Origin of the sequence: Arthrobacter sp. Soil736 (assembly GCF_001428005.1) — a bacterium.
Taxonomy (GTDB): Bacteria; Actinomycetota; Actinomycetes; order Actinomycetales; family Micrococcaceae; genus Arthrobacter.
Window position 1 is genome coordinate 1 of record NZ_LMSB01000037.1, and the last position, 25,045, is coordinate 25,045.

The 25,045-nt window shown below is 60.6% G+C and carries 21 protein-coding genes and 1 pseudogene; 7 read left to right on the plus strand and 15 right to left on the minus strand.

Features of this window, described 5'->3' with window-relative positions; all coding sequences use genetic code 11:
* Positions 1 to 505: 505 nt before the first annotated feature.
* From ASG92_RS28525 to ASG92_RS20105, 4 genes are all read right to left on the minus strand, one after another.
* Complete coding sequence (locus tag ASG92_RS28525) at positions 506 to 1,495, minus strand: hypothetical protein (protein ID WP_157372304.1); 990 nt, start codon at positions 1,493 to 1,495, stop codon at positions 506 to 508.
* 804 nt (positions 1,496 to 2,299) lie between these two features.
* Positions 2,300 to 2,977 carry a hypothetical protein gene (locus ASG92_RS28530; protein WP_056632443.1) on the minus strand — a complete coding sequence of 226 codons (678 nt, stop codon included), beginning with the start codon at positions 2,975 to 2,977 and terminating at the stop codon, positions 2,300 to 2,302.
* Between the two features lie 9 nt (positions 2,978 to 2,986).
* A complete protein-coding gene (locus tag ASG92_RS28535; protein ID WP_200952029.1) occupies positions 2,987 to 4,291 on the minus strand; it encodes a hypothetical protein in 1,305 nt (434 codons plus the stop codon).
* A 155-nt stretch (positions 4,292 to 4,446) separates the two neighbouring features.
* A complete protein-coding gene (locus ASG92_RS20105) occupies positions 4,447 to 4,794 on the minus strand; it encodes a hypothetical protein (protein ID WP_056632450.1) in 348 nt (115 codons plus the stop codon).
* Between the two features lie 2,324 nt (positions 4,795 to 7,118).
* Here ASG92_RS20105 and ASG92_RS20115 point away from each other — a divergent pair.
* Both ASG92_RS20115 and ASG92_RS20120 read left to right on the plus strand, forming a co-directional pair.
* Positions 7,119 to 8,551 (plus strand): DDE-type integrase/transposase/recombinase gene (locus tag ASG92_RS20115; protein ID WP_157372306.1). Its coding sequence is split into 2 segments (ribosomal slippage): positions 7,119 to 7,491 and positions 7,491 to 8,551, totalling 1,434 coding nucleotides; the frame shifts between segments, so codons are not numbered across the junction.
* 448 nt (positions 8,552 to 8,999) lie between these two features.
* Positions 9,000 to 9,764: a hypothetical protein gene (locus ASG92_RS20120; protein ID WP_240987226.1), complete on the plus strand. Its 765-nt coding sequence runs from the start codon at positions 9,000 to 9,002 to the stop codon at positions 9,762 to 9,764.
* Positions 9,765 to 11,001: 1,237 nt separating this feature from the next.
* Here ASG92_RS20120 and ASG92_RS20130 read toward each other — a convergent pair.
* The 3 genes from ASG92_RS20130 to ASG92_RS20140 all read right to left on the minus strand — a co-directional run bounded on the left by ASG92_RS20130 (position 11,002) and on the right by ASG92_RS20140 (position 15,655).
* The gene (locus ASG92_RS20130) at positions 11,002 to 12,633 is read right to left on the minus strand and encodes an IS1634 family transposase (RefSeq protein ID WP_056632463.1); all 1,632 of its coding nucleotides are present in this window, start codon (positions 12,631 to 12,633) and stop codon (positions 11,002 to 11,004) included.
* A 2,439-nt stretch (positions 12,634 to 15,072) separates the two neighbouring features.
* Positions 15,073 to 15,222, minus strand: a complete 150-nt coding sequence (locus tag ASG92_RS29315) for a hypothetical protein (RefSeq protein WP_200952030.1) — start codon at positions 15,220 to 15,222, stop codon at positions 15,073 to 15,075.
* Between the two features lie 4 nt (positions 15,223 to 15,226).
* Entirely contained in the window at positions 15,227 to 15,655 is a 429-nt protein-coding gene (locus ASG92_RS20140) for a hypothetical protein (protein ID WP_056632470.1), read from the minus strand.
* Between the two features lie 115 nt (positions 15,656 to 15,770).
* On the opposite strand from ASG92_RS20140, the gene ASG92_RS20145 reads away from it, so the two are divergent.
* Both ASG92_RS20145 and ASG92_RS20150 read left to right on the plus strand, forming a co-directional pair.
* Positions 15,771 to 16,214, plus strand: a complete 444-nt coding sequence (locus ASG92_RS20145) for a hypothetical protein (protein ID WP_082579633.1) — start codon at positions 15,771 to 15,773, stop codon at positions 16,212 to 16,214.
* The gene (locus tag ASG92_RS20150) at positions 16,178 to 17,626 is read left to right on the plus strand and encodes an IS3 family transposase (RefSeq protein WP_056632475.1); all 1,449 of its coding nucleotides are present in this window, start codon (positions 16,178 to 16,180) and stop codon (positions 17,624 to 17,626) included. The genes ASG92_RS20145 and ASG92_RS20150 overlap by 37 nt, the downstream gene beginning before the upstream one ends.
* A gap of 79 nt (positions 17,627 to 17,705) precedes the next feature.
* On the opposite strand, the gene ASG92_RS20155 is transcribed toward ASG92_RS20150, so the two are convergent.
* Positions 17,706 to 19,157, minus strand: a complete 1,452-nt coding sequence (locus ASG92_RS20155; protein ID WP_082579634.1) for a M6 family metalloprotease domain-containing protein — start codon at positions 19,155 to 19,157, stop codon at positions 17,706 to 17,708.
* A gap of 307 nt (positions 19,158 to 19,464) precedes the next feature.
* A pseudogene (locus ASG92_RS30340) lies at positions 19,465 to 20,016 on the minus strand (DUF3616 domain-containing protein); the annotation flags it as partial.
* A 224-nt stretch (positions 20,017 to 20,240) separates the two neighbouring features.
* Here ASG92_RS30340 and ASG92_RS30345 point away from each other — a divergent pair.
* On the plus strand, positions 20,241 to 20,498 hold the full coding sequence (locus tag ASG92_RS30345; RefSeq protein ID WP_082579636.1) for a hypothetical protein: 258 nt from the start codon (positions 20,241 to 20,243) through the stop codon (positions 20,496 to 20,498).
* Between the two features lie 439 nt (positions 20,499 to 20,937).
* On the opposite strand, the gene ASG92_RS29320 is transcribed toward ASG92_RS30345, so the two are convergent.
* From ASG92_RS29320 to ASG92_RS20190, 6 genes are all read right to left on the minus strand, one after another.
* Complete coding sequence (locus ASG92_RS29320) at positions 20,938 to 21,450, minus strand: lamin tail domain-containing protein (protein ID WP_200952031.1); 513 nt, start codon at positions 21,448 to 21,450, stop codon at positions 20,938 to 20,940.
* Positions 21,447 to 21,944, minus strand: coding sequence for a YukJ family protein (locus tag ASG92_RS29325; protein ID WP_200952032.1), 498 nt, complete (start codon positions 21,942 to 21,944; stop codon positions 21,447 to 21,449). The genes ASG92_RS29320 and ASG92_RS29325 overlap by 4 nt, the downstream gene beginning before the upstream one ends.
* 72 nt (positions 21,945 to 22,016) lie before the next feature.
* Positions 22,017 to 22,250, minus strand: coding sequence for a hypothetical protein (locus ASG92_RS20175; RefSeq protein ID WP_056632484.1), 234 nt, complete (start codon positions 22,248 to 22,250; stop codon positions 22,017 to 22,019).
* A gap of 117 nt (positions 22,251 to 22,367) precedes the next feature.
* Positions 22,368 to 22,907: a hypothetical protein gene (locus tag ASG92_RS20180; protein WP_056632487.1), complete on the minus strand. Its 540-nt coding sequence runs from the start codon at positions 22,905 to 22,907 to the stop codon at positions 22,368 to 22,370.
* Positions 22,908 to 22,920: 13 nt separating this feature from the next.
* On the minus strand, positions 22,921 to 23,175 hold the full coding sequence (locus ASG92_RS20185; protein WP_056632490.1) for a hypothetical protein: 255 nt from the start codon (positions 23,173 to 23,175) through the stop codon (positions 22,921 to 22,923).
* 16 nt (positions 23,176 to 23,191) lie between these two features.
* Positions 23,192 to 23,518 carry a hypothetical protein gene (locus ASG92_RS20190; RefSeq protein WP_200952033.1) on the minus strand — a complete coding sequence of 109 codons (327 nt, stop codon included), beginning with the start codon at positions 23,516 to 23,518 and terminating at the stop codon, positions 23,192 to 23,194.
* A 698-nt stretch (positions 23,519 to 24,216) separates the two neighbouring features.
* Between ASG92_RS20190 and ASG92_RS20195 the strand changes: the two genes are divergently transcribed.
* Both ASG92_RS20195 and ASG92_RS20200 read left to right on the plus strand, forming a co-directional pair.
* Positions 24,217 to 24,684: a hypothetical protein gene (locus tag ASG92_RS20195; protein WP_056632493.1), complete on the plus strand. Its 468-nt coding sequence runs from the start codon at positions 24,217 to 24,219 to the stop codon at positions 24,682 to 24,684.
* 44 nt (positions 24,685 to 24,728) lie between these two features.
* On the plus strand, positions 24,729 to 24,926 hold the full coding sequence (locus ASG92_RS20200; protein WP_056632496.1) for a hypothetical protein: 198 nt from the start codon (positions 24,729 to 24,731) through the stop codon (positions 24,924 to 24,926).
* Positions 24,927 to 25,045 lie beyond the last annotated feature (119 nt).

A 25,045-nucleotide genomic window follows, 5' to 3' on the forward strand; every position in this document is an offset into this window, starting at 1 on the left:
GCTCCTTCACTCGGCAAAATGTAGGTCTCGACAACCACTATTTTCCCAGTTCAGAGCACCCTTTCCCTGCTTAAACACGCGCCATCAACAGCCGCACCATGAAAACCCCGGGCTAATGGCCCTATTTTCGGTTGGCGTTAACACCGGATCAGATGTGCCGCGGCCTGAAGAGATTCATAGCTATGGACAAGGAGCATTGACGAGCCAAGAGGCGACCGTTACGAGGAACGAATATCACGTAGCTTCCAGGTGCCACTCTCACCGGGCACTTTTGCATGGACGATCTGTCCGGCGGGAGATTCCAATCGGGATAATCAGCATCGACCCGCAAAGTTACCGCCCGCATTTGTTTCATTCTGGCTTGCATCCTTGTTCCAGTACTCGACTCCGGCATCCTTTGGTGTGCATGCCGGCAATTGCGATCGGCGACCGGGCCGCTGCCTGGGACCCGCTTGATCGCAATGTCCTTCGCATCGACCTTCCCTGATGGTCGCGCCGGTCACCGTTATGTTGTTCCTGGCGGTCGACTCAGTGTGCCCGAGGTATCGGGTGGTGTTGGCTCATTACCCGCGCCTCCCGGCAAGTCCTCAACGAGCGTCTGGGCCTTTGCGTCCAAATAATGCGTCAATGCCTGTTGAGCGAACCCGAATATGACGGCATAGGCCAAAATCTGCCCTTGCGAGTCCAGAGCCGAAAGACCGGGGATGAAGTTGCCCTGTATTGCTATGAGCCCAAGCATGGCAGTCAGGGCTCCTAAAGGTACTTTTAGAAAAGCCAAAGCGACGGGCACGTCGTACGGAGTGGACGTCCCTTTGAGGTTGCGAATCGACAAGGTGGCAGCCAGTGAACCGCCAAGTCCCCCTAAGACCGCCACAACAAGGACGTCCGCGCCACTGGGATGCGCTCCTAAGCCCGAACTGGTCGGACAAGCCTGATCACTTGCTGCGGTAGGGGAAGGGTTCGTATTTAATGTTATTTGCCGCGGGAAACAAAACGGCATCAAATGCGGATTCAGAGCTACAAATATGAGGGTCGCGACCACCCCAGCCACGATGAAGCCGGCAACAATAAGGAGGATATTGCGGAAACTGCGCAATTGTGCATGCTTGAGATCAAGTTGTTCGTAGCTGTCTCCCACAATGCGTCGCATGCGGGCCCGTTGGCTCCCCAGGGGCTCAGCTTCCAGGTCCGGAATCGAAATACGCCGTGGGTCATCCCTGTGCAGGGCGGCGTTCGCACGCGCAACGACCATCGGAATTTCAGCTCTCAGTTCTTCGCTGCTATAAAGATCGATGATTTGAGCTCTGGCAGCGTGCATGTTACGGTAGGCGGCCTCTACAAGAGTTCCACGCCACCAGTTGGCTATGTTTCCAGGGATGGGATCATCTCTGAATGCGGCTGCGCGAGCCTTGTCCGCAAACCGCCATACACCTTCAGCTATGACTTTCTCATGTTCGGTCAGCATGCCGCGCGCTCGAGCAGCAGCTACGCGCATTTGCAACTTATCGGTTTCGACCGCAACGTGTTGAACCCAGATTCGTGTTCGTGGCGCTCCCCTGAACCCGTCGGCTCGAGCACGGTCATCCCTTGATCCGGCCACTGCCCTGTCCCCTTCTGCCACACATTCGTGGCCTGTAGCTGGAGCAGTCAGGAGATGAGCTGAGGTTGCCATACCCTCCAAGGGCCATGGCTTAATAACGACAGCGATCTCGCGACGCCCTTAGTTCCAAGTCGTCAAGCAAGCTGCTGTCCACTATGTAGCCTCATAGATCGTTACTTGCGCGTTACAGTCTTACCGGCTGCGGGAACAGAGCGGACCATGCATGCAACTACACGCTTTACAGCGAACCCAAAAGCGGATACAAGGGAGGCATTGACGTTTCGGCCCTTGCGTCGGTCAAAGGAAAGCAGAGCGTCCAGGTCGAGTCGAGACACGGACAGAGGGTTCACCAGAGGACCCGGATGAATGCGGCCACGCCCAGCGCAGTCGCCGCAGCGCAGCAATGAGACCAGGAAGCCCACTCATCCAACTCCATTCCCTAACTGTCGATTCCCACCGGAACTCCAAGACCGGTGCCGTTCACGCTCAATGCCGAGGAACACATCATATATTTCCGTCGCATCGGCCACTTGGGCGACGTCTACAGACCTCAATGGTGAACCTCGACAGTCGCTGAGCGCTCCGGTCCGTTCAGGGATGCTGTCTCTGCAGACCCAAAGGGCCAGGCGGATGACTGTGGGCCGGAGACAAGCTCGGCTCGCACAATGTTCGCTTTCAACCGCCGATCACGACATTGAATTATCGAGTCTCGCCCGGCATCAAACCCGTCGCCCCCTGATCCTTTACAGGTAGTTCCTCCCCCGGCATCAAACCCGCCGCCCCCTGATCGTCCCTGGGTGCTTCCTCCCCCGGCATCAAACCCGTCCCCCTCTGATCCTTTACAGGTGGTTCCTCCCCTGGCATCAAACCCGCCGCCCCCTGATCGTCCCTGGGTGCTTCCTCGCCCGGCATCCTGCCGGGGACCTGGGTTTCTCCCGGCATCAGGCCCGCGCCTGGCTGCTCGCGGGGTGGGGTCGGGCCGTCCTCCCATCGAGCGGCGGCCTCTACCCTCTCGATGAGTTCCTGAGGTGCGTTCTCCGGAATCGCCGACCGGGCGACCTTCCGAACACCTGCATCAGTATCGCCGACGAGGTCCGCCAGGACAGCGACAGCAGATTCAGCGGGCAGGTTTCTGGCTGCGCCAGCTGCAGCAGCGCGAATGATCGCCTCGTCGCTGTGTGCTGCTGCCAAGACGACATCCTGGCCCCCCTCAAGGAGGCCGGCGGCATAGGCAGCCTTGGACGCCAGCATGGCATCATCTCCCTCCACCAGCGCCCGGAGGTGGGGAAGGCTTTCCGGACCAAGGGCTGCTGCTTCGCTGTAACGGGGCTCCTCGGGCTCCAGGACCTTTAGCACGTCCTGCATGGATACATTCATCACGGCCTCCTAGATGTCCTGGGTGAAGGGGCTGCTGATCATGGTTGCCACCTCCGTGTCGATCAAATCCGGCGGCGGGTTGGTGATGTTTGCAGTGCCGTTTCCCGTCATGAGCCGGTCGTTATTGTTTACGTGATTAAGTCCCAGGACGTGGCCGACCTCGTGGCCCAAAGTCCATTGTGTGGCTCCCTGGGCGACGACGGCGCCGGGCTGTCCCGCCGGGTGCGCTGCGCAACCATTAAATGGCGGATCCGTGGCCTGCACGAAGTACACCACGACGTCGTTGGCACCGGCGTTGTTGCGGTTGGCGAAAAGCTGATTCTGCTCCGCCGTGGCCTGCCCCCGTACGCACTCACCCACATCGACAATGTTAAGGCTTGGCAGGTTCAGGTTTTCGGTGGAGGCCAATTCCACCCCGATGCCCCCCGTCGCGTAGACCTCGCGCATCCGCTGAACTGAGGTGTTCACGGCGACGTTGGGAGCTGTGAGGATCTTTGCATGCAGCCGCACGGTCTGCACCGCGGACCACCAACGGTGCCACATGGCGCTGTTGGTCCCGGTTGCGAAGATATCGATCCGGTTCGGGCCCCAGGAGACGGCACCGGGGCCGGAGGTGAGCACCCCGCCCAAGCTCTCCCAGCCCGACCACCCATTCTGGAACCACTTGTGCCACAGCGCCGAATCCGTACCGCGGGCAAACACGTCCAGGCGTCCCGAAGCCCAGCTGGAAACGGCTGGCCCCGAGGTGAGCACCCCGCCCAGGCTCTCCCAGCCCGACCAGCCGTTCTGGAACCACTTGTGCCACAGCGCCGAATCCGTACCGCGCGCGAACACGTCAATCCGGCCATTGCCCCAGGAGACGGCGCAGGGAGCGGAGGTGAGCACCCCGCCCAGGCTCTCCCAGCCCGACCAGCCGTTCTGGAACCACTTGTGCCACAGCGCCGAATCCGTACCCCGTGCGAACACATCCAGCCGTCCCGAAGCCCAGCTGGAAACGGCGGGCCCCGAGGTGAGCACCCCGCCCAGGCTCTCCCAGCCCGACCAACCGTTCTGGAACCACTTGTGCCACAGCGCCGAATCCGTACCGCGTGCGAACACGTCAATCCGGCCGTTGCCCCAGGAAACGGCGCAGGGAGCGGACGTGAGCACTCCGCCCAGGCTCTCCCAGCCTGACCACCCGTTCTGGAACCACTTGTGCCACAGCGCCGAATCCGTGCCGCGTGCAAAGGTGTCCAGCCTCCCGGATGCCCAGGACGATGCCACCGGGGCACTGGTCAGTACCCCGCCCAAACTTTCCCACCCAAACCAGCTCATCGGGGGTTTCCTCCTTGCCATCCTGCAGTCAGATACATCTGTTGATTCCTTACTGGGCCGCCGTTTAGCTGTACTTCCGAGTGCAATGTCGATAAGTCCTCATTGACCAGTGCTACCGGTCGCTGACAGTCAATACCACCGCCGTTACTGTGCCGTTACATGTCCGCTTTCCCCGGTGGCTGGTGGCGCATGCTCACGGCTTTGCTGCCGAGAACCGGCAGCAGTTGCTCGAAGGCCTGCTGATTCAAGACAGCTGATATGCGGGAAGGAATCGGGCGCTGGGATGAACGAATAACAGGACCGGGCTGAAACCCACGGTCACAGGGCAGGCCATCGTCAACGGTCACGGTGTACCAGAACATGCCGCCGGTCTTCTTTGAGTTGCCGGGCCGGGCCGGGCAGGTGTCGATGAACTCCAGCGCGGTTCGGTTCCGCGTCCAGTCTTCGCATCCTTCACGGGCATTAGAGCCCGCCGTCGGTTCAGCAAGCCGCCAGGTGGTCACTTCCTAGTCCGGTGGCCAGAGCAGGCACGGCGACGGGCACAAATCGCCCGGACATGAAAAAACCGACATGGTAAGAACACGCGTCATTGCCTCCCCCTGCGGTAAGGCGAACGGGCGGCGTGAAAAAATGATCGATTAGGCGCAGGTGACAGCCAGCTTGATCACCGGCAACGTTGAAGAGAAAGAGCTGGACGACTTGCGGGCAATGGGGGTGGTCGTTGACACCTGCCCGGCCCGCCCGCAACTCTACGACTGCGGCAATGGCGGGCGGCAACATGGCTTGGAGCGCTGGCCCCGAGGGAACGCAACCGGACGCCAGCAAGCCCACTCCTCCGTCTGAATCCGGCGAAACAAGTAACTGGGTCCTCAGCCTTGATCGGCCGTTGGCTGAGGACCGTACAGGGTCGATCGAAGCCGCTGGCATAGTGCTGGAGGCCCACGGCCCCAACTGCTCCTTCACTGCCGCGGCCCCGGAACAGCCTGGCGAACTGATGAAGTCCGCGGCAGTTGAGCAATAAGCGCCGGAGGCAGCGGTCGGCGTCAACGGGACTGCCCCGCCTGCTCGGAACAGGCGGCTGTGAATCTGAGGCGTAAGTGCTACGGCGTGAAGGTTCCATTGGAATAACGGTAATCTGACTAAATTCGAATAGATTTGCCCATTCAGTGATCATGTGACTAAATTTGTCACATGATGATTCTAAGGAGATCATACAAATGTCTTGGTGATCGCCTGAGTCGAAAAGAGAAACAATCAAGCATGCTGCCCGGGCGTGCCGGCGCTCGGGTCTTCCTTGGCGGACCCCGCAAAGCCTTGCTGGCGGACATGAGGCATACGGGGGCATGGAGACTCGTTGATGTTGATTGTCCTGCAGGTGACCGCAGACGCAGAGTAAGGTGAAATGCCGTGATAAGCGATGATCGTTCGCCAGGATTACCCGATCAGGACGGGGCGGACGCAGGAATGCCTCACATGGGCACGCTAGTCATTCGTACCTGGTACGAGCCGGACCAGGTGTCCGGATTCCGCGCCAGGGTGATGTATGGCCGGGGTTCTGAGGGTGAAACCAACAAAACTGCCAGCGCAAATCCAGACGAGGTCCTAAGTATTGTACGTGAGTGGCTCTCGGCCCAACCTGGCTCCTCAGGCGGCTAAAAGGCACAGATCCGAAGATCATGAGCAAGATCGCCGAAACCGTACGGCGGGACTCTCCAATCCCGTCATTGTCGTTGCCAAGTATCAGCATGGCCCCGACCAGGGACATCTGGTGGCTGGTGGCCCGGCCATGGAAAGGCGTCTCTCATTCCGCTCCGTAGCGCTCACAGAACATCCGTAACAAAGCCTTCGAATCGCTTGTGGTGAAGCAACCTGCATGTCCGTCTTCAGCTGCGCTTCGTACTTCTGGAAGGTCCATAGTGCTGAGGCGTTGTTACGCTTCAGCCGCTCAGCTCGAATTAGGCTGTCCAACCGCTCTTTCGTGGAGTGGCTCAAGTTCCACTCCTGCCTCTGCCTCCAATGCCACCTGGCAGTCGCATCGTGCCAGCGACTCTTTGGCTATAAAGTACGTAGCTCATCAAGACAGGAAGCAGCGCCGCCGTTGAGCGCAACTTGGCTCAGATGCCGGATTTTCTACCGGACCCTGCAGGCGGCGGCGCGCTGCCGCAGGACGCTATTCGCTGCCCCTCGCGGATCATGGTGTCATCAAAGGTTCCAACAGTGTCACCAAAGGGTGCGCACGGGTGTGGCGGGGCAGTGTCCGGCCTGCAGATGCAGCGGGTTCTCGGCCGTCAACCTGGGCGCGAACTAGATGGGTTCAGGCCGCCATATGTCCGCGCAGACGAGATGAGTGTTCTCTGATCCGTAGAGCCATGGATAGTCTTACTTGCCCAACCGCACATTCGATTAACTTTCACATTGGAACCGGACGTGGGTGTCGCCTCGACCGCCGCATACGCAACCCGGCTTCCGGGGAATGTGCCTACATCTCGGCGTTGCGCCACGATGCTGGTTTACTCCAGCATCCACACGTCCATCCTGTAGTCCTATCGTCCGGTGAAGTCGGAGAAGACCCGCATCCGCAGGTAGGTACGCTGGCACTGGGTCATAGGAGTTAGGTTCCACATAATGGGCTGGGCCGCCCAGCTGTAACCATACGACGCTGGCGAGACTTGCGGCCTTCCCTTCAAACCCGGTGCCGCACCGCCCTTCTCTTGGCTGCAGGAAGCCTGGCAGCGGCGGGCTCCCTACCTGTCAGGCTGGAACGGTACCAGGGGCTCGTAGCAAGTCCGTTTGATCGTGTGGGGCGAGAACCAGGAATCCAGTAATCATGTCCAGTCCAGCTTTGAGTGCAGTACGCCAAGATAGTGCTGTGAGTAGTAGCAGTGGTAGTTCCGGGCCGCGGGCTGGTGGACCACGGCCTCGTCGGTCGTTCACCCCCGTCCAGAAGCTCGAGTTTTTGACCGCGTACGAGAAGGCGTGTGAGAACAGTGAGGGCGGTGCTTTCCTGCGACGGGAGGGTCTGTATTCCTCGCAGATGACCGAGTGGCGCCGGCTGCGTGACGCCGGGGTCCTGGCCGGGAAGAAGGCCGGGGAAACGATCGGGAAACTCTCGGCGGACCAGGCCGAGAACGCGCGTTTGCGCCGCCAGCTAGAGGTGAGTGAGAGCCGGTTGCAGAAGACCGAGGCAGCCCTGGAACTGATGGGAAAACTACAGGCGTTCTTAGAGAGCGCCTCAGAGGATATGCCGGACGGGCCCCGGTCCAGGAAACGCTGATGGCCACGTACCGGTCGATGCTTGAACTGAAGATCCCCACGCGCCGTGCAGCATCATTGACCGGTGTTTCCAGGACGACCGCGAACCGGAAACCGGCCCCGCCGCGGGACCAGCTGCCGGTCGTGCCGCAGAACAAACTCAGCACCGCCGAAAGGGCCGGGATCCTCGCGGCGCTGAACTCGCCGGAGTTCGTGGATCTGGCGCCCATGCAGGTCTATACGAAGCTGTTGGATGACGGGATCTATCTGGGGTCGCTGTCGACTTTTTACCGGGTGCTGGAGGAGAACAAGCAGGTCAAGGAACGCCGCCGGCTGGCCAAGCATCCGCCCCGGGCGGTTCCTGAACTGGTCGCCGCGGCCCCGGGCCAGGTGTTCACTTGGGATATCACCAAACTTGCCGGCCCGGTCAAGGGCAAGTATTTCGACTGCTACATGATGGTCGATATCCATTCCAGGTTCATCGTCGGCGCGCACGTCCACGCCACCGAATCCGGAGTCCTGGCGGTGGAAATGATGAAGGGAATCTTTGGGATCCATGGCATCCCCCAGGTTGTGCACGCGGACCGGGGAACGTCCATGACGACGGTGGCCGCGCTGCTCTCGGACCTGGAGGTCACCAGGTCCCACTCCAGGCCCCGGGTGTCCAATGACAATCCCTACAGCGAGGCGCTGTTCAAGACCCTGAAATACGGTCCGGAATTCCCCGAACGCTTCGCCTCAGTCCACGACGCCGGGGCGTTTATCAGCGGCTTCGTGGACTGGTACAACCATCACCACCAGCACTCCGGAATCGGGTTCCACACCCCCGCGAACGTCCACTACGGTCACGCCGCGAGCGTGGCCGCAGAGCGCTCAGCAACGCTCGCTGCAGCCCGAGCGAAACACCCCGAACGCTTCACCACAACCACCGACCCCAAAATCCTCGCGCTCCCAGGACCCGCGTGGATCAACCAGCCCCAGGAAATCACAGAACCATCAGCCGCCTAACTCCCTTTGGTACCGCTCAGCTTGAAAAATTCCGGCTCGTGGAATGCATCGCTCCAAGTCGGCGCCAATTCCCTTGGGACCGTCAGTAACGTCCGGATAACAGCCCGGATGTTTAACTTTTCCCGCAAGCAGGCTCAACATGACTGCGGAATCAGCAGCGGATCGACCCGTTCAGGACGATCAAAATGGATGACGTGATGTCCCGTCCGCATTGCAGCGTGAAGCCCAGGACGGTCCGGGCGCTACCCGCCGGGCTGCCGGCCAACCGGCTGGAACTCATACGAGTCATGGCCTCCAAATGGGTCAACGGCACCGTGCTGCACTGCTCCCTGACGGACGGTCCTGAATCACAGCACCAAGCAGTTCGGGACGCCTCAACGAGTGGAAGAACCTGCCGGTCGGCCTGGAATTCGTCGAAATCACTGACCGAAGCGAAGCGGAGATACGGATAGGGTTCGACCAGGCCGACGGATCCTGGTCCTATGTTGGTCGCGACATCCTTGGGATTGGGACGGCCGAGACGACTATGAACTTCGGTTGGGACCTTACTGACGACTACGGTCACACCACGGCCCTTCACGAGATCGGCCACACGCTCGGCCTTCCCCACGAGCACCAGAACCCCTTCGCTGGCATTGTCTGGGACGAACAGAAGGTCTATGACTACTTTGGCGGCGATCCGAACAACTGGTCCAGGGACCAAACCTGCCAAAACGTCCTGCGGAAAATCGATGCCGGCGAAGTCGAAGGCTCCAACTGGAACCCGGACTCGATCATGGAGTACTGGTTCCCGGCAGGGCTCATCGTGCAACCCGCGAAATACCACGATGGCCTCAACCCTGCCGGCGGACTCTCCGAAACCGACAAGCAGTGGGTGAAACGCTTCTACCCCGCTTTGCCGGCCCCGTTCCCCACGCTCGAACCGTTCCAGACCAGGACGTTGTCGCTGAAATCGGGTGAGCAAGCCGACTTCAAGCTCGAGCCGTCGGCATCACGGACATATCAGATCGGAACCTTCGGCACGGCCGACGCCATACTCGTGCTGTTTGAGGAAGTCAATGGCGAGCAACGGTACGTCGCCGGCGACGATGACAGCGGGCAGGACCGCAACACCAACATCTCCGCCAAACTGTTCCAAGGCCGCCACTACGTTATCCGCGTACGTCTCACCTGGGCCGGCGGATCCGGACAGACCGCAATCATGTACTGGTAATCAACTGCCCCCGCGCGTTGGACCGGAGAAAGCTCCTGCCCCCTTCCGCCTGTAGGGGACCTCGTCAGCGCAGGTAGAAACACCGGGCAGTCGTCTGGACAAGGGGAGGTCAATGCAGGACGTCGCCGCCGGTTGGCTGGATCCAGACGAGGTTGCTGACATGGTATGACAGACCGGATTATGAGGATAAGGGTATGACAGACCATCCCACAAAGACGAGGTGGCTTCTAATCGTAGGGCTCCTCCTGATTCTCACCCCATTGGGCCTCAGCACCGTGCCGGTCATTTTCGGTCACAGCGAGCAGCAGGCAAACGTTGTGTCCACTTCAAGTGGTCTCCTCAGTGGAGATTTATGGCCAGGAATACTCCTCTATGCACTGTTTCTGTTCGAACCGCAGTTGCGCATGCTGTTGTATCATTTTGGCAAAGGCGACATTAGTTAAGGCGGCGGGCCTCGAGATACAACTCAAGAGTGCAGCGGTCGCACTCAGTGCAGCCAGCGCAAAAGCGCCTGATGAGGAAATTACGGCCGATAGGGCGGTTGGGGTGCTCAGTTCGGTTGTTCCGGATGAAATGTCGCTCCAGCGACTCGCGGAGGCTAAAGTGCTCTGGGTCGACGACAGGCCGGAAGGTAATCGTTTCGAGCGGTCGGCCATGCAGCAATTAGGTATTGCTGTCGACCTCAGCACAAGTACTGAGGATGCCTCAAGCGACTCAAGGTGGATTCTTACGACCTGATTATTTCCGATATGGGCCGGCCGCCTGATTCTCGCGCAGGCTATACTCTCCTGGACTCTATTCGGAAACGCAACGATCAGACTCCTTTTGTAATTTACGCGAGTTCAAGGTCTCCTGAGCACGTTGCAGAGGCCGTAGCGCATGGTGCGATTGGCTGTACAAACCGGCCATCTGAACTCGTAACCTTGACGACAAAGGCGATACTCGGTCGTCCTTGATCGAAAAGACGGGACATACCCTGTCTACCCCACTGCGCAGGTGACTTGTGGAAGCCTGGGCCGCAACCCCTTATCCGTTGGGCAACTTTGACGTGACTTGGCTGGCCGGTCGTGCCCTCAGGCAGGCTCATCTTCGTGTCATTGATGTTGCCGGCGGTATAGGACGGCTGAGCCCATCCAGCTCCGTTAGCGAATGGACAGTTTGGCAGGGCCCAAGATCCCTGGCACCTTCGGGTCTCCCGCAACTTCAACCGGCAACTGACCTGACTTGGCTCATTTGCTTAGTGCGTGAGTTTTGAGCTGTGGATGGCCTCGAGGATTGTTTGCTGTTCGGTGGAGATGGCGGGGTCGAATCTCTGTGTGGTGCCGTTGATGGCGATGGTGGCCGAGCGGAGGGGTCGGAGCTGTTTGATGACGTTGACCACGGCGAGTCCTGTCTTGTTCTGGACTGTTCTGGAGATGGCAAGCGCGGTGAACACGATCGTGAGGTGTGCCTCGATCGCGTCGCGGGTGCGGTGGAACATGGGCCTGGCCCGCAGGTCTGTCTTGCTCATCCGGAAGGACTGCTCGACGTGCCACAGGTCGTGGTAGGAGCCGATGATTTCCGTTGCGGCCATGGCTGTTGCCGGGATGTTCGTGACGTAACCCTTGAGGCCGGCCAGTTGCCGGGCGCGTGTCAGTGATGCCTCGTCGAGGCTGCGTTTCCCGCCGGCGGTCTTGACGAAGCGTGGGGTGCGGGCAGCTTTCTGTCCCTCGATGACCTCGCGCGCCCGGTTCTCTTGGGCCGTGAGGGTGGTGGCGTCGCGGACGGCCCTCTTGCGGGAGTAGGCCCACACGGTCCGCCATGAACCCGAGTGAGTGGCGGGGTCCCAGACCGGTTCGGCGCGCAGGTCGGGGTTGTTCTCCTTGGTGTGGCCGGTCCCGGGGGTGATCGTGTCATTCAGCTGCCCGTCGGTGCACGCGTCGCCGTGCCAGCGGAAGTGGGAGGCCAGGTCGGTCGGGGCCTTCGTCATCCGGGAGCCGACGATGAACCGCAGGTTCGCCTCATCCAGCTCGCGCAGGTTGCCCGCGGAGAGCATCCCGGCGTCGGCCACGACGACCATGTCGGCCAGACTGTGGCGGGCCTGGAACTGCTTGATAATCGGGATCATGGTCGAGGTCTCGGCCTTGTTGCCTTCGAAGCAGCCGATCTCCAACGGGAACCCGCCCCGGTCCACGAGCAGACCGACAACGATCTGCGGGTCGACGCGGCGTTCCTTGGAGTAGCCGACCTTGCGCAGCTCGTCTTCCTTCTCGGCCTCGAAGTAGAGCGTGGTGACGTCGTAGAGCACAAGGGAGATGTCCCCGTCGGCGCTGGCGTGCTGGAAGCACCAGGTCGCGATCCGATCGCGGTACTTGCCCGAAGCCGCCCGGCCCAGGGTGCGCTTCATCGTCGCGTAGCTGGCCGGGGACTGGCCCAGATCCCGCAGGACCCTGCCGGCATCCAGCAGTGATGTCGGCTCCACGACCCGGGCGATCACCAGGTCCCGGAACACCTCGTCGCCGAGGCCATCGAACCCCAGCGCCGTGAACACGCAGGACAACGCCTCGAACAGGATCCGCGAGTCCGTCCCGATCACGCGTCCCGGACCGTCACGACCGGCTGGCATCGCCGCGCCGGCCGCCTCGAACAAGCCCGGTCCGGCAGGCACAATCAGGCCTTTCACCGGAGGCGTGGGCTCGACACCGAGCTCGAGGACGCCCTGGGCGGGGTTGTCCAGCAGCTCACGGGCGCGCTGGAGCAGCATGCCGAGCTCGGCCTCCGTATGCGCCGAGCCGACGTGCTCCACGATCCGCTGACGACCGCGCAAATACTCGGCGATCTGTACTGCCGTCGCTCCCGAGGCCGTCCGCACCCTCCTGATGAACGCCACACCGGTGACACTAGAACAAAACCCGTTAGTGCGTGAAAAAGCACCGATCCGCTGACATCACCGCAGGTCAGAGCGTCGGTCCACCGCGAGGCCACGACCCGTGAGCCAACTCAGGACTGACGGTCAAGACCGTAGTTCAGTTCCCGCCGCAGCTGTTCGTTACCCGCCGGAGGCACTAATAAGCCGACGCACATTCAAGGCCCGCGTCTGTAAGCCAAACAAGAAGCGTGGATGGAGGCTGCGCGGCCGCCACCCTCACTTGCAGGTACCCGAGCCGCTAGGTCACTGCCTTATCGATCCGCGAATGCCAGCCGCAAGCTGGGTGAGGTGGGGCGAGGGACTCACCCCCAGCTCCGCAGTCAGTCTGGCCTTGAAATTTTCGAACGTGTTCACGGCGCGGGCGCGGTTTCCCTGTTTAAGTTCAGCACGCATCAGGAGCCCCACGCAGCTTTCCTGAAGGGGCTCAAGCTCGAGAGCGCTCCGGGCCGCGTCGGCTGCTTTTTCAGCCTCCCCCTGCTCAAGCCATCGTCGCGCATGTCCCACCAACACGCGCAACCGCAAATTCCGCAGTCGGTTCTGCTCCAGGATTACCCAGTCTTCATACCAGCCGGGCAGCAGGTCGGCGCACCGGACATGGGATAGACAATCATCTTCGTCAGCGCTTGACCCAGAACGTTCACAATTCCGGACCTGTTCGAGGCATTGGTGGAGATCCACGCTCAGGCTGTCAACCAAGGAAAGAACGGCCCCCCCATTCACCAACAGCCCAGGAGTCTGGCGTGATATCAAGTGCATGCTTACTCGCAGACTTTCCAAAGCGCGGGCTTCCGGGCTATCCGGCCACAAAAGGCCACTCATGTAATGTCGGTTCCGGGGACCAAAAAGTGCCAGAGCGGCAATTAACCGCTGTTGCCTGGAAGCAACGTGAACTTCGGTTTGCCCGCACAGTAATTGCCAGCGTTGAAAAAGGTTCAATTGAAAGCGGACGTCTTTGTCCTTTACCATCAAGTCCCCCATGGCTATACTCGCAACCTCGAGACTCTCGGGAGGCCGCTGCAGCTTATGCAATACGGCGGCAGCCAACATTGGCCATCGCACCTTAATATCCGTTCTTCCCTTCAACGGCTACACAACCTACTGCGTCTCAGGAAGACCTTCTGTATCTCCTTCCAGCTTTCCCGGCCTGAGTATCAAATTAGCCCATCGCCAAGAAGAAGGAAATGGAAGCCGCTATTATTTCAAGCCCCAGTCAGGACGTCACAGCCGTGCGGTTGCCGGTCTGACGTCCCAGACTTAAGCCAATGCCTTAGGTTACAACGTAAGTGCACCGCGTGGTGTCCGTCTTAGGAACCGCATGCCAACGTCCGTCAGGATCCGCTACTCTTGCCCGGATTCAGCGGCCTACTGTTTTCCCGCAGAACTGCCAGTCGAAGATGGTCGGATCCAAAGGCTCATCATCTTGAGCTTTTCTTGATTGAAGCCACCTCTGAACCTTGAGACTTATGGGCCAGCATATTACTGAGAGCGATCTATCCGAAGTTTTTGATGAATCTTGGGATGGCGTCTGCGACAGAGAATATATTAGCGATCTTGAGAAGGCGAGGTGCCTGCTGTGGCTTCTATGATGGCCAACGAGGGGGAAGTAGGACGACATGAGGCAACTTTTGTGATCAGCGTTTGGTACGAAGCGGAGCACGCAGAGCCTTTTCGGGCTCGGCTCACTTCGACCTCAGGTGAAGCGTCAGAGACAGTGATTACGTACGCTGGCAGCCGCGAAGCGGTCATCTCGCGTGTGAGCGAATGGCTGAGCAACCTGCCGAATCGATAGGGCCAGCCTTGGACTGCGCAACATCACGTTCAGTCGTCGGCCGCGCCACCGCTCCTCGGAGAAGGAGAAGCCCGGACCTTGCGGGTGGTACGTATGGGCGTCCCGCACAATGATCGGCAACATCCTCTAACGCCCTTCATTATCCAGGCCATACATCCTAGACTGACGAAACAATGGCCATCGGGCCCGGGCACACTGCGCTTTGGGCCCCACCCATCCGGACCTTCCTGCTGGCCCTGATCCGCACCGATAACGTGCCGCCCCGCCTTAGGCCGCACCGCCTCGCTGGCGGCGGGAAACTATGGTCGGGTTTATCTCCGTCGAGGACGCCTGGGCCACGCCGCTGGCCATACAAGCCCCGTTCTCTACGGCGGGACACGGTCTCGGCGGGCTTCGCACTGCTGCGCATAACAGCTAGTCGACGAAGCCCAGGAAGGCCTGCAAATTGCTGCGGAAGCAGAAGGCCCAATGGCATATATGGCGCTTCGCAGACCCTCCTCTATCGGTCATCCGGAAGGTTCCGGCGATGATGCCTGGCTCCCATTAAAGCGCTGGTTATGGGCCAGGAAGCGGCTATGCAGCTTCCGACGGCATGCTCCCAGAACCGCCGACTATTTAAGACTGAAGGTCGCGACGACTGGGGCGTGGTCGGATTCGGGGTATTTGCGGTCGACGGCGAAGGCCGCGGACTCGTCGTGGAGAACTTCGTTGTGGATCTCCGAACCCAGGTAGTCTTCCAGCAGGTTTCGGGTCACAAGCATGTGGTCAAGCATCTGGCCACGGCCTTGGTGAAAGAGGGTGTACCTGACCGACTCGGGAAGCGTGTGCTCGATCGGCACCAAGATCCCTTCTGGCCAGTTCAGTGTTGCCAGTGTCCTCGACGTCGCCGCGGATGGTCTTGACCGGCACCTCTTCGGGCGTGGCGTTGAAGTCGCCCGCGACGATGATGCGGGCCGCCGGTTCGGCCTCCAGGATCCTGTCGACGAGTCGGCGCACTTCCAGTGCCTGAGACATGCGCTTCATGGATGAGATGAAGCTTCCCTCCGCCCAGGCATCTGCAGTTCGCCAAGTGAAGTTGTCGATCTTCTGTCCAGGGATGTCTGTTCGAATCTTGGATTTCAAGTGCACATTGATCGCGTGCAGCCGCCGGCCGTTGCCTAGATCCAATTGCACGTACAGAATGGGGCGTTCCACTCCGATCTCGACTGCGGCGGCATCCGGGGGGAGTGCAGTGACCCTGTGTGTCAGGCTCTTGTGTGACAGGTTCTCTGTTGGTTGGAGCCGGTGCGCGGGGTGGGGAAGGTCCGTGATGGATTTTGTTATTCCTGTCCGCCAATCGAATCGTCACTTCACGGTTGGCGAGAAAAACGCGATTCTGGATGAGCACGAAAAGTGTCTTGAGCGGGGCTCGAAGATGGCCTTGGCCAGGACGATCGGAATCCGGGCTGCCACGGTCCGGGAATGGGCACGCGCCCGCGAATCCGGTGAACTGCCTGCCGTGGCGGATCCAAGCAAGGAGGACCAGCGATTGAATGCCGGAGACAAACGACAGCTGCAGCGGGTTTTGAAGGAGAACGAGATCCTCAAGGCCAAGCTGGCCCGGTCCGAGGCCGCGGTGGACATTCTGGGAAAAGCTTCCGCGCTCTTGGATGCAATGGCCAAGAGCGCGGCGGCAACGGAACCGGAGCTGGAGGAACCGGAGCCGGGACGCCCGGAATGGTTGATACCAAAGCCTGGAAAGACATCGTCCTGACCTTTGCCGGCAAACTGGTGACGGCTGGCTGGTCAGCGGTGAAGGCCTGCGCCCTGGTGGGCTTGCACCGCACCACCTGGTACCGGCACCTGAACCCGCCTGCCCCGGCCGGGATCACCGTGCCGCAGACCGAGAGGGCCTATCCGAACCGGATCACCACGGCCGAAGCCGAAGAGTTCATGGGACTGCTCAATTCCGAGGACTACGGCAACCTTTCGGTCACCCAGGCCTACTACCGGATGCTGGACGCGGGGCACTGCTCCTTCTCGATTGCCGCAGCCCACCGGATCGTGGCCCGACACGGACAGAACGGAGACCGCCGGCCACAACGGAGCGGAACCGGCCCCAAACGGGCCAAACCCGTCCTGGAAGCCACGGCCCCGAACCAGCTCTGGAGCTGGGACATCACGATGCTCCACGGCCCCGGCAAACACACCTACCGGCTCTACACGATGCTGGACGTGTTCTCCCGCAAGGTTGTCGGGCACCGGGTTGAATACACCGAAACCGCAGCCCTTGCCTCGGCACTGATCCGGGACGCCGTGGCCGGCAACAGGCAGCGCCCGGCTGTGCTCCACGCCGATAACGGGGCGCCGATGCGGGCCGGCACCACCCTGGACCTCGCCCGGGCCCTGGGCATCACCCTGTCCTACTCAAGGCCCCGGGTATCCGATGACAACCCGTACTCCGAATCCCTGTTCAAGACCGTCAAATACGACCTCGACTTCCCGCAAAGGTTCCAGGACCTGCAGCACCGCCCGCGAACACATGGCGGCGTACTTCGCGGACTACAACGCCAACCACCGCCACAGCGGCCTGAACTACTACACACCCGACACCGTCCACCACGGACTCGTCGAGCACACCCGCAGGCAACGGCAAGCAACACCCGACGCCTGCTACGCCCGCAACCCGCACCGATACCGACACAAACCCTCAGCACCGGCAGCCCCTCCCACAGCCGGGATCAACAACAAACAAACCACCCCGCTGTCACAAACAGCTTGATATATACCGGTGAGGCGCCGATACTGGAGCTTTGCGACCAAGTCATTGCTCAGCTGCTCGACTGCCAGCACCGGCAGACGGGTGGCGATCACCAGGTTCCGTTCGTCGAACACACCGCCGTCCTCTTCCCGCGTGCTGACGAGGGTGGCACCAGCGAGGTTAGTGGCGGCCAACAGCTGTTCCAGTGCCGCCAGTGCCCGGGGCTGGCCTGGACGCTCCTAGCCGTTCACCTCCTGAAAAAGGCAAGATTCGTGCGAAGCCGGACGATTTGTGGTCGCATCAGCTCGATCCGTTCGGCCAACGACGGCCGTACTCCCGGGCCTGGCTCGTCGAAGTTCTCAAGGTTGAAAGTCGACACCCGAAACTCCGCCATGTCCATCATCGCTGCCTTCCGAGACGAATAGCATACGAAATGCGGTTCAAATGCTATGTGGGCCCGTCTCTGATTACTTCCGTTTGTGAGTGCGTAAGCGAATCAGCGCCTTACTCGACCGTGACGTCCACCTGCATCTCGGGGCCACCGGGCGTGCCGGAAACATTGATCGTGACGCCCGACCAGGTACCGTCGGGAAGGTTTAGGGCTGGGGCCGTCGTATTGCCGATCGAGTTGTTGTCCCCGAAGGGATAAAGATCGCTCGCGTCCCCCCTGTTTCCCTGGCCGAAGATTTTTGCGAGATCGCGCCGGTTGTCCGCCTGAATGAGTTCGACGGCGAGCGCTTTTTCGTTATTGACATCGTTGATCGCCTCATCGACGACGTAGACGGCGATTCCTTCGTCCGGCAGGAACGAGTCCTGACCGTGCCGGCGCCGGTATTCGACGACGACGTACTGAGTTTCACTCATCCGATTTTCGTTCCGTATGAACAGCATTCCACCGCCCTCGGCGGCTGGTTCGAGCACGATGTTCTGAGTGGTCTCCGTAACCAGCTGGGGCGTAAGCCAACCGTGAAACATGCGCAGCATGCCATTGGGGAAAGCCGGCGTCAGCCCTCCGTTTCCCCACGAGCCGGACGCCATCAGGCAGTAGTCGCCAAGGCCGTTGGATTGGGTGGCTTTTACTCGGCCAGTATCGTAGTAGTCCGCCCAGCGCGCTGCCAAATGGCCCCACTCATGCGCGCAGACCCCGACCATGCAGTCTTCCGGAACGGTGAGGAAGGTCCGAACAGAAAGGCCCTCACCTACCCCGATGCCTCCGGGCACAACCCATTTCAGACTCCACAGATCGTCTCGTGACCCTGTCTGCTCGGCTCCGCGCCCTGCGTGAACAACGAAGAGTGCCGTCACAATGTTCTCGTCGAGAGCATCCAGGCTGGGGTCGAACTCAACGCCCGCATCGAGTGCTGCCTGCACGGCGTCCAGGGCCATCCCCTGGGCATTGCGTGGAAAGCTATCGTTCATGCCGGAATTTCCGCCCGCATAGAAGCTCAGCGGCCGTGGCAGGCGGAGCCAGCCATGCACCTCCCCCTGCACGTCTATGCCGCTGTCGGAATCGGCATCGAACCCGCTCACCTTTCGGTAGAAATCACGCATGCTGCCGGTGGGGAACAGTCCGTTGCTGAAAAGCATCGTGTCATAATAACCCTCGCCATGATTCGGATCATGTTCCAAATCAGGGAAGTCGACCAACAGTACGAGAGTGCGTATCGTTCCCTTTAATTGCTTCCCCGGCCTCGCGATCAGTTGCTTGTCCGTGCTGGGACCTTCGGTCATGGAACCGTCGTCAAGGCCAACAAAATTCTCTCCTCGCCGTCCAGACCGCCAGACCGAGTAGTACTGCTCGAACGTCATGTTCGGAGGCAGACGACGCGATCTAATCAGCTCCTGATACCGGGCGTAGAGCTCGGCCAGAGCCTGCGGCGACAACGGAACCGGACAAGGACGTTCGCAGTTATGGTGGCGACCATCGTAGCGCCATGGGCTGAGGGTGACCCGCATTGGTGTTGCCTTTCACGTATCTTCAATTGATGTGGAGATGGATGTGCCACCCTCAGTAAGCCCAGCTTCCGTTACCACGGCGTTACCGGCTTGTCACGCTTGGTGGGCTGCCCGCTTCGGCCTTCAACGTCTGGGAAGCGCTCGGTTGCCCCTTCCCCTGTGGATTTCAGTCGATGCCGAACTTCGGGTCCTCCGATTCGCGTTGCGGAAGCAGTGCGGCGACATGTCGAGCGCGAGGTACCCGGGCTCTGGCATACGTCTCTGATGCCATCGAGTGACCGCGGGCATGATGACCCCTGCAACAGCCTTACTTTCTAAGATCGAAGACATCGGCGCGGACTCCATGGTGTCCGCGTTTACGTTCGTCAGCCGGCGTGTCAAACACCACCAAGGCCTTTCTGCCATCCTCCAGCACGGTGATTCCTTCGGCACGGTCCTGGCCTTTTCCGAACGCTACGTCGAATTCGCATCTCAGCTCCCCTGTGTGCAGGACGGCCTCCTCTTGAGACGTCAGGGCACCCCGCCAGCGAAAGACCGCAGTGCGGCCGTCAAGCTCCATGGCGGGTCCTGCCAAAACGAGGAGGTCGTCCCCGTGACGGCACAGATCCCGCACGCCCAAGCCGCGCAGGTCCAGAAAGTGCTTCCGGTAGCGACGGTTCCCTGGACCGATGGGCTGCGGCTCGATGTTTGACCCATCGCCAACCTTGAGCTCGACAATCATCGCCCACCCGCGTAACACCGGTCCCCGCAGGCCGATAAATACACGGTCGCCCAGCACGGCAAGGCCTTCGCAGTCGATCCCGTTGTCCTTGCCTGGGATCGGCCATGACGTCGTGTCGGCGGAGGACGATAAGAACCGCCCAAGGTGAGGTCATCGGCCAGGAGATCCAACAAGCCCTCCATACTTCCACCACCGAACACAGGAAGCAGCTTCTCACCCGCCCGGCCACCTGCCGGTGCAAGGAGTGTCCTGGTCGAGAGCCTGGCGAGCACCTGTCGACGCCGGCTGACCTCGACTGTCGCCAGGGATCTCAGGGCCTCGGCCGGCTCAGGTCCGCTTTTGATTTGCTTGCGGACCGAACTGTGCGACCCGACAAGCCAAAGGATTTCCCCATCGACATCCAGGCCTTCGATATCGATCTCCCCCTTGTCCCCTGGCAGGTCGAGGAAATTGGTGAGATCAAAGCTGTGGTGCGCACCTGCCCGGTCGCCGGTCTCAAGCGTGAGCCGTTCGAGACTGGTTGTCTCGTCGTTTGCAACCCAGAGGTGGTCACCATGGCGAACGACCGTGCGGATAATCCGTCGCGGAGGTCACCATCCGCATCGAGAGTGCTCTGCTGATTGAGAACGAGTTCGATTTTGCCGGTCGGTTCGTCTGGGCGGGGCCATCCGGTCACCGTGCACCCCCCCAACTGCCTGCTGGACCGCTGTTCCGCCCCGTAGATTCTCATTGTCTGCTTCGTCCCCATGCGTCGTAAGTTGGCCGGGCACACGACCCCGATACTGCGGAAGTCTGCAATTGCGACGTCCTGTCGTGCCCTTGCTCGTAGATCACCGCAGCTCCTCCTCCACGTCATCAGACGGATATGACGATGCGTTGGCCAAGGTCCGGGCTGTAGACATATGACATTCGGTCACCGAAGTGCGTGGGAACTGTCCGACCGCTGTATCAGTCGGTGGTCAACAATCAGTGATGCTTTCCGGTCGAGTTCGTTGGCGTCGGATCGTGTGTGGCACCGGCAGCGGTCCAGTCCCGCCGGTGGAACGGACCCATCCAGTGTCAGAAAACAACAGTCCACCCTTCCCGACTTGCCTGGTCCCGAGTGTATGAGACTCCGTGTACCTTCCGTCCCAGGGCATCCAGAAGCGTGATCTGACCGCCGTTGTTTCCCAGTTGGGCGCCGTCGGTCATCGGAACCTGCAAGGTCGCACCTGGAGCGAGCTGACCTCCAGGAACGGGGCATAGATTCTTGAGTCGGTCCGCCAGGTGCCATCCGGTCAGGTCGAGCGCCGCAGGTGACGCGTTAATCAGCAACACGCTCTCCGCCTCCGATGCCGTACCTACCGGATTGACCATGGCGGCCAGGATCTGCAGCGCGCCGGTCCCATGGGCAGGCCGCGGTTCCGCACCATCCAGGGCATGGCCCGTAACATCGTCGGTATGCCACGCCTGGCTTTGGAAGGCGAGGAAGATGCCGACCCACCGGGATTCTGAGGGATAGTGCAGCAGCAGGCCCCCGTCCTGCCGGACCCCGTCGTCTCTGCGGAACGCGACACTGTTGCCCTGGTTCATGTGAATGTCATGAACTCCATTGCCAGGCTCGAAATCAAAACCTTATCCGGGAAACCCGGTTCCGGTCCAAAACGCTCCCCAAATACGTAAAGCACGGCATCGTCGTCCCCGATCGCACGCTGCACGTAATAGTCCAGCAGGTCCGCGAGATCGTTGTCGGGCCCCTGGAGGTCTGGCGGCAGCAGTCGCATCTGCGCCGGGTCGAAGAGATTACCCCGTATAAAATCCAGATTGGGGCCGCCCGGCCGTGACGGCAAGGCGGTCCAACCTGCTGTGGTGCTAGGCATTAGACCTAGGATGGGGTGCTGGAAACTGTCGTCCACCAGATATAGCAATTCCGACGGCGACTCTTGGGACATGACGTTCACGGCTGCACGGTAATCGGTACCCTGACGATCCTGCAGGTGAATCTGGTAATGCGGAGTATCAACGGCCCCTTCGCGTCTGCGTGCTACGGCCCTGGCGGCCAAGACGCCATATTCCTTTAACGGCATTTTTCCTCCGAGTTCGGGATCGAATGAACAAATTCTTCAATCTGCTGCAGCGGCCAGTTGGCCTCCTTGCCCTCATCCAGGTTGGGAGCGGCGCCACTCGACGCGCGATGATGCCAGCAGTCCCAGGGTGACAACCGAAAGTGCGGCGACGATCGCCCATTCGAGGACGCCACTGCCGGCGTCGGGGTCGATTCCGAAGACGGTTTCAATCCATTCCTTGTTGATAAGGGTGGCCAGGAGGAGACCTGCGCTCAACGCGGCCCCGCCTAGTTCCCACCAGAAGACTGATCTAAGGCGTTTCTTCATGATCGGTTATCCTCTCTTAGGCCGGTATCAGTATCACCGGCGGGACGGAGCCACGCCGACGAGCCCATCGCTCCTCCACAACACGTGGTTCCCGGGTAACCGCGCATCGTCCGGCAATTACTTATTCCGCTTACGGTCAGGCTTTTTCTCGACCGACGCCGATTCGTTTTCGGCCTGCTGGGGATTGTCTGAAGGTGCCTGGACGGCCGTATCAGATGCGGTCCACGTGGTGACGTAGTCCGTCTTTTCAGTGACGGCCCCGTCCATGTCGGGCGCTGGTCCCCCAGAGACATCTACCGCCAACTCAATAGGTCGTTCACTTGTGAACAGGTCGCTGCCGAGGATTGTTGCGGTCGGCGCTTCCGTAGTGAAGGGGTGCGGTGCGTCGTCCGGGAGAGGGGAACTGGGAGCGGAACCACCGTCCACACCGCCCGCGGCGTACGCCTTGGCCAGAAGACCCGGTGAGGCCGCAGTGGAAGGCTGCACGGGCTGCTGCCGGTATGGGCCGCCGGTGCCGCCTGCAAGTGCTGTCTCGCTCGAGGCGGTCAGGTCAGCAGGGGCGCCGTCCGTTGGCCACGGGGGGATCGTTGCCGCGCCGGTATCGGTGATGACGGTGGGTGTTTCGTCTCCGGTATCGATTTGGATCACAATGCGCATAGCGGTGCTCTCCTTAAGTCAGGACTGCGTAGCGGGCTTCAAAGCTCACGGTCTGGTTTGTGAGGTTCTTCACCGTGATCCAGTAAGTGCACTGGGTGGCGTTTGCCCGTTCGACGGCTACGTCCCAGTCCACTTGGGGATTGCCGGCCTGCGGTGAGATCGGCATGACGTACCACACGACATGCCAGGCGGTGAGCCAGTTGAAGGTGAACCATCGGTCGGAGGCGCCCGGGCCGAGGGTTCCGGTGAACTGGGTGTTGGTCCACATGCCCTTGTCTTTCTGCTCAGTATCGGCTCAATACGGCGTATCGGCCTTCGAAGGTCAGCTGGTCGGGGGTGAGATTGCGGACCGTAATCCAGTAGGTTGCGTATTCCGCGTTGGCGCGCTCTATCTGGACCGCCCAGCTGATTTGGGGCGACCCGGGCCGGGGGGTCACCGGCATGATGGTCCAGATGATATGCCAGGTCGCGGGCCAGTTGAAGGTGAACCAGCGTTTGGTTTCGTTGCCGGCGAGGGCACCGGTGAACTGTGTGCCGGTCCGGGGTTGGGTCTGCCATCCGTCCACCGGTATTTCCCAGATGCCCCGGTTGCGGGTACCGGCGCGGAGCACGCGCGCATGCGGGTGGCGCCCCCGGACAGCTAGGCGTGCAAGGGCCCGGGCCGTACTGGCTGCAGCTGTGAACGCCCAGCCATGAAGAACCCGGAAGAATTAACGTGCGAACAAGCCGCGGCTGATGCTCTGAGGTGCGAGTGGTCCATGCCGTTGGATGACCACCCGCTGGACCCTGACTGCCAGAATATCTGCGTGAAGCGGCAGGCCGTGGCCCTGTCCGCTGCTGATGCTCACGACGCGGCAAACGGCATCCACCGTGTCATGCTCGATGGCTCAGCACCGAAACGCCAGGCCATTACGTCAGCTGCGGGGCTGGATGCCCAGCCCCACTTGCCAGAACCTCCAGAAGCGTGGCCTGTCTGATAGTGACTTTAACGTCCCCTGCGGCGTGTTGCAGCTGGTCGGCAAGGGCGGTCATGGGGGAAAGACGACATGCAGGAACTCCTGGTAAGCAGCGATCTTGAACAATCACCTGTTTAACGGGAGTTCCCCTACTTTAAAAAAGCACCCCGGCAGGGCGTGTCGATCCCCGACCACGACCTCGGCCCACAACTTTGCATCGGCCTGAACCCCTGCCCCGCCGCGTTGACGGCTGTGCGAGCGAGGCCGATACTTTATCGTTAGGGCTACTTACCTTCGAGCGGATATACCCTGCCTCAGTTTTCTTACTGGTTTCAACGCAAATGGAGGAAAGCATGGACCCGGTAACAATCATAAGTGCTGCTGCTTCTGCGGTCGGTCTGATCGATAAGATCGCAGATCAGGTCGAACGCTTCATGACGAAGACTACTAAGCCTGCCGTTCCGAAGGAGCATCGCCTTAAGATTGAGAAAGAAGGTGATGCGTTAGTCTCGAGGGATCATGGCAATGAGTACCAGAGGATCACTACGAAGGATCTTCAGAAGCTTCCGGAAGCTAATCTTCGCCATATCAAGGTCTTGGAACAGGCGATGGAAAATCATTACTCGATCTGGGCTGCTGTATACCCTCAGCTTGCACTTGCTGTTGATCCAATAGCTAAAGCCAAGATCGAGCAGCAGCTTAAAGGTATCGTGGCGGACATGAAAGGAACCCTGGAGGGCATCCTAGGGTTTCTTGAAGACATCGGCATACATCTGGATGATCACTACATGCACATAAGGAACGTTGTCATGTCCGCATAGTCCTGGGCCAGGGGGACGTGGGCGTCAAGACCAACGAAATCACCATGTTCACTACCCTTCTAGACGGGATCGAGGACCTGGCCGGGGTGGTCGTCCCGGCCGACGCCCTGCACACCCAGGGCTCCTACGCCGAGTACCTGCATGGGCGTGGGGCCCGCTATACGCTCGGCGTCAAGGGCAATCAGAAGAACCTGCACCGCCAGCTCATTTCCCTGCCCTTGAACCAAGTCCCCTGTCGGTGACCGGCAACGCGACCGGGGCCACGGCCTGGTCGGTATCCGCGGCATCAAGGTCCTCACCATCAACACCGGGATCCATTTCCCGTACGCTGCCCGCGCCGCGCAGGTCACCCTGCGACGAA